This window comes from Rubrimonas cliftonensis (genome assembly GCF_900107585.1).
Lineage (GTDB): Bacteria > Pseudomonadota > Alphaproteobacteria > Rhodobacterales > Rhodobacteraceae > Rubrimonas > Rubrimonas cliftonensis.
Genome location: NZ_FNQM01000024.1, coordinates 23,829 through 35,154, shown reverse-complemented (window position 1 = coordinate 35,154; position 11,326 = coordinate 23,829). Strand labels below are relative to the sequence as shown.

The 11,326-nt window shown below is 70.6% G+C and carries 3 protein-coding genes; all 3 read right to left on the bottom strand.

From position 1 onward, the window contains the following. Nucleotides 1-241 precede the first annotated feature (241 nt). The 3 genes from BLW43_RS19760 to qhpR all read right to left on the bottom strand — a co-directional run bounded on the left by BLW43_RS19760 (nucleotide 242) and on the right by qhpR (nucleotide 11,191). On the bottom strand, nucleotides 242-4,162 hold the full coding sequence (locus BLW43_RS19760) for a hypothetical protein (protein WP_093256099.1): 3,921 nt from the start codon (nucleotides 4,160-4,162) through the stop codon (nucleotides 242-244). 12 nt (nucleotides 4,163-4,174) lie between these two features. Continuing rightward, entirely contained in the window at nucleotides 4,175-9,160 is a 4,986-nt protein-coding gene (locus BLW43_RS19755) for a hypothetical protein (RefSeq protein ID WP_093256097.1), read from the bottom strand. A gap of 984 nt (nucleotides 9,161-10,144) precedes the next feature. Then, nucleotides 10,145-11,191 carry an AraC-like transcriptional regulator QhpR gene (gene qhpR / locus BLW43_RS19750; protein ID WP_093256096.1) on the bottom strand — a complete coding sequence of 349 codons (1,047 nt, stop codon included), beginning with the start codon at nucleotides 11,189-11,191 and terminating at the stop codon, nucleotides 10,145-10,147. Nucleotides 11,192-11,326 lie beyond the last annotated feature (135 nt).

The window sequence follows — 11,326 nt, the reverse complement described above, 5'->3', positions numbered from 1 at the left end:
TTGCGGTCAGCGCGCCCTCCGCGCCCGCTACCGTCGCGCTCAACCTCGTAACACTGGGTGTCGCGCTAACTCGTAAGACTGGGTGTCCATTGACAGTTGCCGCGAGAGCGGATTCGTTCACCGGGATACAGCCCCAAAAATGAACAAGCACCGGTGAGTGTCTCCTTCGGATACCACAAGCTCAATGCCGCATGAGGAAGGTCGGCGCCTTAACCCCTTGCCGAATGACAGCATGGATCCTTCAGCAGACGGCGGGCGCAGGGGTCAGCGGGGAGGTGCGCAGGATGCGGAAATGGCCGAGTTCGTCGGTCAGCGGCCGCACGCCGTCATCTTCGGCGGGCGGGGCCGGCGCGCGCGCGGCGACGGCGAGCGTGCTGAGCGCGCCGGCCTGCGACAGGCCCGCCGGCGCCGGGCGGTCAGGGTCCTCGTCGCGGCCCCGGAAGTTTCTCAGCGACGGGAGAACCTCCACGCACAGCGCGCTTAGCGGCGCGTCCTCGGGCAGGCCGAGGACGCGCAACAGCATCCTGACCTCGGCGTCGGTCCACGCCGTCGCGCCGCGGGCGGGCGCATCGACGTTCTGGAACGCGACCGACAGGTTGCCGGCGGGGTCCTCGACGCGTCGCCGCACCCGCGGCAGCACTCGCAGCTTGCGATCGTCCAGCAGGATGTTGCGCCAGTCCTTGCCGTCGGCCTGCTTCACCTGCGCATAGAGCAGCGCCCACAGCTCGCTCCGCGGCGGTTCGGCGGTGATGGTCTTGCCGTTGAGCACCGCCTGGGCGAAGGGCGCCTCCACCCGCAGCAGCGCCCGGTCGCGGAACACGGTGCAGAACAGCGTCGGGGCGGGATGCTGGGCGCCCGTCGTCCGCAGGGGGCGGCCGAAACGACCCTGCGCCGTGGACCAGACCCCGGCGTGGCCGACGCGGATCTCGTAGGTGAAGAAGCCGAACAGCTCCGGCGCGTCCGGGCCCAGCCCCGGCGGCAGCGGGACGAGGAAATGGCGGTCGCTTCCGCTCGCCCGCTCCATCGGCTGCATCGCCGCGAGCCCCGCCTGATCGTCGCTCTGCCCCGGCGCGATCACGCGGATCAGCTCGGGGTCCAGCGCGATCTCGGGCTCCTCGGGCGCGGCGAAGGTCTCCAACCGGTTGTCGCTCAGCAGCGGGTCGGGACCATAGGCCAGCAGGCGGATGAAATAGCTGTCGTTGGGGTCGCGGACCGGCTCCTCGACCTCCAGCCACAGAAACCGCCGGCGCGGCTCGGTCGCGGCATAGGTCGCGTCGCGCCGATAGGCCGACAGCGCCACACCGGCCGAGACCAGTCGCGGAACCTGCGCCGGGCGCGTGGTCACGGGCAGGCGCAGCTGATAGGCGCGCGGCGGGTCGGCCTGCTCGGGCGCCGCGCGAAAGCGCGTCTCGATGCGGTAGTCCAGCGCGATCTCGTCGGGAAAGCGCGCCTCGCCCGGCGCGCCGGCGCGCGGGCGGGCCGATTTGGGCTCCACTGCGTCCAGAAACACCAGCCGGGTCGACGCGCGGTCGGGATCGGCCAGCGCGAGATTGTCGATGGTCTGGTCGATCTCGATGTCGCCGACCGGCCCGCCGTCGTTGTCGTCGATCTCCGCATCCGCCAGAAAGCGCTGCTCTCGGAAAATCTCGAAGGCGACCTTGCGCGCGTTGTCCCAACTCCAGTCGCGGTCGAGACGCAGCGTCAGGGCGACGATCCAGTGGTTCAGCAGTTCGTCCCTGCCGGCCAGCGTCAGCGAAGACTGGTCGGGCGCCAGCGTGTGGCGGATGCGGCGCGAGCAGCCGAAGACGACGCGCTCGCCGCGCCGGCCGACCAGCGTCAGGCCCTTCTGCTCCAGCCTAAGCGCCAGCGCGAGGCGCTGGATCATGGTCGGGCGCTCGGTCGTCTGGCGGCGGCGGAACAGGCGCGACTGCAGCCGGCCGTCGAACAGCTCGGGCGGGTCGGGTTGCAGATAGATCCCGCGGATGCTCTCGGCGGGCGCGAGTTCGGCCAGCAGGCCGCGCTCGTCCGTCGACTCGCGCCGCAGCTTGATCTGCAGCGGGCGCCCGACATCGGCGCCGGGCGCGAAATAGGCCGGGTCGGGGTCGCCGACGGCGCGCAGCGTCAGGCGGATCTCGCGCGCCGTGGGCAGCACGATTTCGGCCAGCGCGTCAATCTCCGCGACCGACAGGCCCAGATCGCCAAGGTCGTTGGGATCGCCGTAGCGCAACGTCGCCGCGTCGCGGAACGCCAGCGGCAGGGTCAGCGTCGCGGCGAAATCGACCGGAAAATCGCGGTGCGTGGTGTAGAGCCGATAGAACGGCTCGCGCCCGCTCAACGACAGAGCATTGTCGAGCTTCAGCCCGCGCACCTCCACGTCGATGCGCAGCCGCGTCGCGTCGGGGTCGGGAATGCCGAAGCTCTCCTGCCCCTGCAGCGCGACCGAGGCCGCCTGCAGCAGCGGGATCGGATCGGCGTATTTCCCGGTGAACACCACGCTGGGATAGTTCAGCAGCGGTCGGTCGACCGAGAGGGCGTCGCCGGCGAAGTAGGTGTCGAGCGGGTCTTCGGGCAGCGTCGGGGCGCCGGCCACGCGCACCGGCTGCGGCGCGACGTGGCGACGGAAGGGCAGGGCGGCGATCGGCGCCGCGCCCTCGGTCACCGGCTCGTCGTCAAGCGCCGGCCCCCCGCCGGTCGGGTCCATCAGCCGGCAGCGGATCTCATAGCTCGCGCCGTAGCGCAGGGGCGTGGCGTCGAGGCCCATCGGCTCATAAAGGCGACCGAGCGCGGCCTGCCCCCGCACCTCCTGCTCGGTCATGTAGAGGTCGGCCGCCGTCTCGTCAGGCAGCACCAGCGAGCCGCCCGTCCAGTGGGCGAGATACATCGGCAGCCAGAACTGGCCGGCGACCTGGTCGCCGTCGAACTGGGCGGGGTGCGCCTCGACGCCCAGCTCGCCCTCGAACACCCCGAGGTCGACCGCGCCGATGGTCAGGGGCGCGCGGCTGCGCACCCGCGTCAGCGAGGTCCAGGCCGCCTGCCCGACCGCGCGCACGTCGAAGCGATAGGCGAAGACGCCCGAGGGCGCGTCGAGCCGCTGGGGCATGCCTGGCGCGGGCGGGACCGACGGATCCTCCATCAGCGCGCGGTTCTGACGGATCACCAGATCGTCGTCGTCGCCGCCCATCGAGACGCCCGTGTCGTTCAGCGGCGGAAAACCGTCGGGCGTCTCCATCAGCAGGTTCTGGCTGACCGGCTGGCGCGCATGCACGATCTTGACGAAACCGTCGTCGAAGCTCGCCGCCTCGGCGAACACGCCGTCGAAGTTGCCCGGCGCAGGTGGCGGGCCGGGGATCAGCGGATCGTCGATCAGAACCGGAAACAGCACCGGCGCGAAAAGCTGCCGCGCCGCCCCGGCTTGCAGCCGCGGGATGCGCGCGGCGTAGCGCTTGACGAAGGCGGCGTCGGCGTCGGCCTGCGCGCGATAGGCGCTGTCGGGGACCAGGCCCACGAACAGGAAGCCGCCATCGTCGAAGACGCCCGGCGGCGCCGCGAAGGTCGTCTCGCGGATCAGTCCCAGCCGACGCGCCAGCAGCGGGTGGCGCAGGCAGTAGGCGTAGATCTGTCCCCAGCTGACCGTGTCCGGCGTGATCTGGAAATTCGGGTTGAACGCCGCGCCGCCCTTCATCGCGCAATGATAGCTGTCGTCGGTCACCGCCTGCGGCGAACGCGGCCCGGTGAAGAGGAAGGCGTCGCGATAGCTCTGCGGCAGGTATTTCTTGACGAAGATCTGCGGCCGCGCCGGCTCGGCCAGTCGCGGCGGATCGGCGCTCAGCTGAAAGCGGCCGGGAACGGGCGCGACCATCTCCTGAAACAGCGTCCGCGCATCGGCCTGCACGCCGCTGGCGTCCGGCAGCGCGACGGTCGCGTCCACCGGCGCGTCGGTGGGAAAATCCTCCAGCCCCGCATGGATGCGCGCCTCCAGCCGGATGTCGGCGTCGGCGAAGGCGGGCGTTGTGTCGCCGGGGTTGGGGAAGTCCGCGATCACCGGCGACAGCGGGTCGCCGTTCCACGCCGCGCTCAGCCGCGGCATGACCATGACCGACAGCGTGATCCGCCCGCCTTCGACGCGCTGGGGGAAGGGCAGCAGGCTGAGATAGGTGTCCATGGCCGCGCTCCCTCAGGCGATCTGACGCTGTTCCTGCCAGCTCTCGTGGAAGCTGATGTTGATGACGAGGAAGATCGAGATGTCGATGCCGAACGAGACCTGCGCGCTCATGTTGGTGCGGTCCTCGGTCAGCAGGCGCTGCACCGTGCCGCGCGCCTCGATGGTGATGGTGACGGTCACGATGCCGCCGAGGATCTCGGCGCGGCCGCGAAACAGCAGGAAGGCGGAAACGGTCACCTGGCTGGTGTCGAGAAACATCTCGACGCCGACCATGTAGAGCAGCGAGACGTTGCCCACCACCGGCAGACCCACCACAAGCTCGCAGCCGAATCCGAACTTCATGAGGAGCGACGGGCCGGTCTTGATGTCGGCCGCGGTTCGCAGGTCCACCGAGCCGGTGGCGTAGACCGTCGCCGCCGCGACGCTTACGCACATCACCGAGAGCCGCCCCTTGAAGTCGATGAAGGCGCCGGCGGAGGGGATCAGGTCCTTGGGATCGGAGGTGAAGACGTTGATCTCGTTGAAATATACCCCCAGCGCGAGCTGACACTCCAGCTTCAGCGGGTCGAGCGCAGACGCGACCGCCGCCGGCGGAAAGCGGATGAGCGGGATCTCCTTCTTGGCGTGGAACGCATAGGTCCAGCTGTCGGCCGAGTTCGACATCGCGACCTCGAGCCCCTTGGCGAAGGCGCCGGCGTAGTCCTGACCGCTCAGCGCGGCGAGGATCTGCAGGATGTCGATGATCGGCTGCAGCGCGTCGCTGAACTCGATCTCGGGGCCGGCGAAGGTCGGCGCGGCGCCCTTCTCAGCGTCGAAGCGCCCCTTGATGATCATGATGCGCTTCAGGTCGCCGAGATCGACCACCATGCCGATGTCGTTGACCTTGCTGAGCCATTTGTCGGCGACGTCCTGCGCCAGCGCATCGAAGCCATAGCGCAGCGAGCCGTCCTGCTGCTTGACGCCGGCCGTGTCCTTTCTGGCGTACTCGACGTAGATCTTGATGAAGTCCTCGTTGATCAGGAACAGAGGACCGTCCGGCAACACCTGCTCGAACACCGCGTCCGGATCGAACTGATCGATCAGCTGATACCCCTGCGCGACGATCCGCGTCTGAAAGCCGCCGAGCGCCAGCGGCAGCGCGTCCTCGAGGTTGGGAAAGATCTCGGAGTTCAGGATGCGATAGGCGTCGGCGAAGCGCGGCGTCTCGCCCAGCAGGCGGTTGACGCCCTGCTCGAAGCTGGGAACCGGAAACAGCGCCTTCTGCGTGCCCGTGGACTGCAGGAAGGCGTAGTTGCGCGTCGTGGCGTCGGCGACGCGGATCAGCTCGCGCGGGTTGGCCAGCCGGGCGCGGTCGGCCTGGCCCGCGTCGGTGGTCTGCTGGGCCGGATCGACCAGCGCGCCGCGCCGGATGACCGGCACGCCCGTCGCGTCGCCCACGGGCGCCACCGCGCCGGTGCCCTGATTGTGCTCCACGACGCTCCATGAGCCTTCCTGCGGCAGCACGACCGCGCCGCGCGCCACGCCCGCGAATACGCGCCCGTCCGCGGCGTCGCGCGCTGCGCCGACCTCGATCCGCGTCAGGCGCATGCGCTGGCCGCTGCCCAGCACGTCGATCTCGCAGTCCACCGGGCCGCCGATCGCGCCGCCCTGCGTGATTAGCAGTTGCTCCAGCAGGCTTGCGGGGATCGGCTCGCCCTTGGGCGCCAGCTGCACAAAACCCAGCACCCCTGTCGCCGCTGTCCGCCCCGCCTCGCCGCCGGCGACGATCCCCTCGACCTGCACGTCGGCGTCGAAATAGACCGGCTGCAGCACCGCCTGCGGGTTGCGGAACGCCGCGTCCGTGGCCGCGTTGACGACCTGCTGGCGCCCGTCGCCGTCGATGTACAGATCGCCGTTCTGCTTCGACCAGCCCTGCTCGAAGCGCGGGATGTCCGGCGTCTCGACGATGTTGCGGATCCTGAACAGCCCCTTCACCAGCCCGGGATGGACGGTGAAGGGGCTGGCCACCTGGATCGGCTGGTCGGCCGCGTTCAGCGCGGTGTAGCGGAAGTCGAACAGCCCGTCGGATTCCGCCTGCCAGCCAGTGTCGAAGCGGAAGACGTTGGCGCTGGACGTGCGGAAGATGGTGATGGTGCGCACCACCCGCACGCCCCATGGATAGACCAGGCTGCGCACTTGGATCAGCTCATGCGCGCAGCGGCCGTTGAAGATGTCGAAGCGCGTCTGGCTGGTCTGCGCGATCGCGGCGTTGGGGTCGAACCAGTGGCTGAAGGTATTGGCGCCGTAACCCGAGAAGTCGATGCGCGTCAGCGGCACGCCGCGGTTGTTGAGCCCGGGGTTGGGGGGGCCGAAGAAGTCCCTGTTGAAGATGCCGGTGACGCTCCCGCCCAGCGTGCTGGCGAAGGTGGGCGCGCCGGTGGCGGTCACGACGTTGCTCAGCTGGAACGTCCCGCCCCGGAACGTCGCGCTGCGCGCGGGATGGGGCGGCGCGTCGGCGCGCAGCTGCAGACCGCCGACCACGTCAGCTACGGGATAGGCCGGCCGGTTGAAGCCGAGCGCGGCGCCGGGCGCGCCGGGCGCGGGGCGCGTGAGCTCCGCGAAGGCGCGCAGCCCGAAGGGCAGCGTGAACAGCGCGCCGCTGAAGCCATTGTCGCGCGCTGTGAAGTCCTCGACCAGAAACTCGGTCACAGGCAGGGGCGCGATCGGCACCAGATCGACCGAGTCGGTCAGAAACCGCGTTGGGCCGCCATCGTCCGGGTAGAAGTTGAACAGGATCGGCGGATCGCCCGCAACCTGCGGCGGCGTCAGGTTCACCAGCGGCTCCCAGCTGACTTGCGGCAGCGCGAAGCCGCGCACGAAGCGCCCCTGCGACACGAGATCGAGACCCTGCACCCGCACAGGAAACGCGCCCCCGTCGGGATGCGCCTCGGCGCTGGCGCGGAAGGTCTGGTAGAAGATGAGGTCTTCGTCCTGCAGTCGGCCGGGATCGAACCAGGCGAAGCTGACGCCCATCTGGTCTGCGTTGCTGGAGACGTCGACCAGCGCGAACTGCTCGTCGCGGAACCGGTGGAAGCGCCGGTCCCACTCGATGTCGCGCCGCCCGGCGCCCACGGCCGCGGCCCGGTCGGCGTCGCGCGACGCGGCGGGGCCGGCGTTGGCGAAGACCGCGCCCGACGCCGCGGCGGCCAGCGCGGCCGCCCCCGGCGTCGCCGGCGGGACCGCCCCCGCCGAAGATCCCGCCGCCGCCCATTGCGCGAACACCGCGTCCTGCCCCGCCAGCGGCGCGAAATCGAAGCCGAAATCGACCATGCCGGGCTCATCGTCCTCCGCCGGGCTGGTCCACGCCGTCCGGCTGATGAGCAGCGAGCGGGGTCGGCCCGCTTCGCGCGCGCCTCTGCTGTCATTGGTCATCCAGCGCAGGTTGGCGGCGTAGGGGTCGGGCAGCGTGGGCAGCGCGCCGTAAAGGCCGAAGGCCAGCAGCAGCAGCCCCCGCTCGGCCGTCTCCGGGTCGCGCAGCACGGCGAACAGAAAGACGCTGTTGACCGGCGTCACGGTGAACAGCGCGTTGCGGATCGCCAGCGCCGTCGCCTCGCCGGGCGCCACGGGCCATGTCGCCGCTGGGTCAAGCGCGTCGACCAGAATGTCGTCGTCGAACAGCGCCGCGAAGCGCCCGGCGTCCGAGACGTGCAGCAGCAGCAGCGACCGCAGCGTGCGCACCGGGAACGGCGTTCCTCGCACATCGACCGGCCGGTCCCAGCGCCCCTCGGCGTCGGTCTCGGTCAGCACCGCCTCGTCGCCGTCGAGATTGACGGCGTAGCTCAGCCGGAACGCGTCGGTGTAGCGCAGCAGCAGTTCAGAGCGGTGCAGGGCGTCCGCGTCGCGCCACAGCCGCAGCCGCTGGCGCGCGTCGCGGTTCGAGGCGGCCGTGTCGCTGACGATCAGCAGCCCGGGAAACAGCGTGATCGCCGGCGACGGCAGGCGGATGGGACCGCCCTGCAGCCCCGCCCAGTCCAGCGTGACCTGGGCGTTGCCCTGCACCGTCAGCCCGCCCGCGCCGTCGGGCTCGACGGGCAGGTCGTCCAGTGTCGCCACAGGCAGCGCCCAGCCGGCGGAGACGATGCGCGCCGAGCCGCCGAGCGTCACGAAGGGCGACAGGCTCTCGCGCAGCGCCAACTCCTTCGCCGCTGCGGCAAGCGGCAGGACCAGCGCCTTGAGATCGTCGCGATAGACGGCGGCGGCGTCGGGCTGCGGCTCGAAGTCCAGCGCGGCGCCGAACAGCCGCCACGACGCGGCGCCGGTCTCGACCGATGCAAACCCGCCCGGCGCGACCGTCAACGCCAGCCGCTCGGGCAGGGACAGCGTGGCGGCGGCGAGATCGGCCCCGAGCCTGCGCTCCACAGCCGGCCGCTCGCGGTCATAGTCCGGCGTGACCTGAAGCCGGAAGCCCGCCCGCGGCGGCAGCGTCAGCCGCCCGTCTTCGGCGCGCGGCGTCGCGTCGAAGGCCAGCCGCCCGGCCGCGATGCGCAGGCCGAAGTAACCGTCCGCCGGCGCGCCCTCGGCGAGCAGGTCGGCGCGGACCCACACGCCGCCGGGCGGCAGCGCGACCGCATCGGCGCGCGCCGCGCCGACGGCGGCCAGCAGCGCGGGCCGGTCTTCGCCAGCGAGATGGACGGGCGCAAGATCGGCCGCCACGGCGTAGAAGTCGAACCAGAAGCGCCGGCCGTCCTCGCCATCAAACGGTCCCTCGCTGCGCACGACCCGACCGCCGCGACCCCAGACGGGCGCAGACCGTGGGTCGCGGCCGTCGCGCAGCGGCGTCTCGCGCCGAAACGCCCGCTCGGCCGGCCGCGCGGCGTCGGCGCGTCCCCTGAGCATCCGCTCGATGTCGCGCGCCTGCGCCGTCGCCGCCGTCGCGATGCGGGCGGAACGGTCGAAGGGGCTGCGGGCCAGCGAGATCGCGTCAGGCCCCGATGCGCCGCCCGCCTCGGCCAGCCGCATACGCAGCGCCTCAAGTCGCGCATCTTCTTGCGGGCTTGTCGAAGACAGCCCAGCCGTTACGACGGCGATGCGGTCGGTGGTGCGCTGTGACATCGATCGAGTCCCCGAATTGCAGCAGCGCAAGGCGCTACTTAGTTGGGCCTCAAGAAAATATTCGATATAATCACGAAGCGTTGGCTCTCGAATGCTTCAATTCGAGAATCCGAATCGGTCTTGACTGTTGGATCTTAACACACCGCCAGCGCTTTCAGGTGTCCTTTCTCGGTTGCCTGTGGTCCCGGAGCCCACTTCTCGCCCGCGCGGCTCACCGAAAATCCACGACGTCGACGTCAATCCGATCCTTGATCTGCCGGACCAGACCGCCTCGCAGATGGCAAAACACTTCAATCGGGCGGCAGCCAGACGACCGTCCGCTGGGAGCCTGCTAATGGATTGACGGGCCGTTTCGGCAAGCAAGTGAACATTGTGGCCGGTCAGCGGCGCGGCTGCGCGTCGGACGAGGAGCGGCGAAGCGCTGCAATCTCTTGAAGCCGTGTTCCCGCCGTCTGCCCCGCTTTGGCTCGCCTCGGCGGTGACGATCTCCACGCGCCTGTTCATCGCAACCGCGCGCCGTGCTTCCGTGAGGCCCTCTGGACCTGCCTGGGCGTGAGCGCGGTCCTTCGCGGTGCGGGCCTCCTGTCGTCGGCGTTCCGGGGCGGATGACCGCGATTGGCTCAATCGTTGAGCCTGGGAACCCTGCGCGGGCGTTCGAGCCTGCCTGGCGCCATCGCGCCCTGCCGATCCTTCTGGCGAGCGGCGGCGCGGCGCTCCGTCTCGTGCTGGCGGTGAGCGTCTGCGTGATCCTCGCGCGGATAGAGGAGGGCTCCGCGGTCGCCGGTTGTCGGGGCCTGCAGCGCGACCCGCATTCGGCTTGCGCGTCGTGTTCTTTCGCGGCGCGGTCGGGCCGCCGTTCGAGCGTGCGAGCGTGCGTGCGCAGGCATCCCGTTAACGGGGAGGGCGGAACTCCGAGGGGCTGGTCCCGGCCGCCGTCTTGAAGGCCCGCCAGAACGCGGTGCTGTCGGCGTAGCCGAGCGTGCGGGCGATCTCGGCGTTCGAGATGCGGCCATCGCGCAGATGCACCCGGCCAAGCTCCATGCGACACTCCAGCACCAGGGCGCGCAACGACGTGCCCTCCTCGGCCAGCCGGCGCTGCAGCGTCCGCGCCGAGACGTTCAGCGTGGCCGAGATGGTCGGCAGGGTTATCTTCCGGCGGCCGAGTTGCGCAAGAACCAGCGTGCGCACCCGGGCCACCAGCCCCGCCTCGCCCGGCGCAGGCTGGAACAGGTCCGCCACATGGCGCTCGAGGATCGTCATCAGGTCCCGGTCTTCCCGGCGGTGGGGCCGGTCACAATCGGCGCGCGCGAACACCAGGCGGTTGGCCGTCTGCGCAAACAGCGGCCGCACGCCGAGGAGCCGCGACAGGGGTGCGGCGTCGTCCGCCGCGCCGTGCTCGAGGTGCGCCGCCACCGGTCGGCACGATGCGCCGAACGCCTCGCGCGCCAGCGCGATCGTCGCGGCCAGGGTGTACTCCGCGTCCTGCCGGCGCGGCCAGATCGCGGGATCGTCCAGCCGATAGCTCCACGTCACGGCCGAACCGTCGTCCTCGATCCGCACCACGGTGGCGTCCTGCCAGACGGCCAGCCAGCGCGTGAGCCGTTCGAGGCCCCGGCGCAGCGTCGCCGACGCCCCGAAAAGCAGCCCCACGGGCCCGAGATTTCCTGGGCGGAACTGCGCGCCGATGCGTGCGCCGAGCAGCGGGTCGGCCGCCTGAGCGGCCGCGTCCTCAAGCAGCGCGACGTACGCGGTCAGCGGAACCTCGCCATAGGGGTCGGCCAACTGGTCGCGCGTCAAAAGCCGCCGCGTCATCATGGCGGTCGTCGCCGCGCCGCTGCGGTCGAGTTGCTCCACGATCGGCGCGAGCGACGAGGCGCGGATGCGCGCCGCATGCGCCCCCGAAGCATGCGCGCCCGAAGAATGCGAGTCGTCCGACATCGCGGCCCTCCCTGGCGCAAACTATCGAATCATTGGCGCAACCCGCAATTCGCGCAAGCCCGCGATGCGCCTAAGGTCTGGCTTAACCACCCTATGCCGACGAAACGCGCCGTTGGCGCCCGGAACAGGATCATT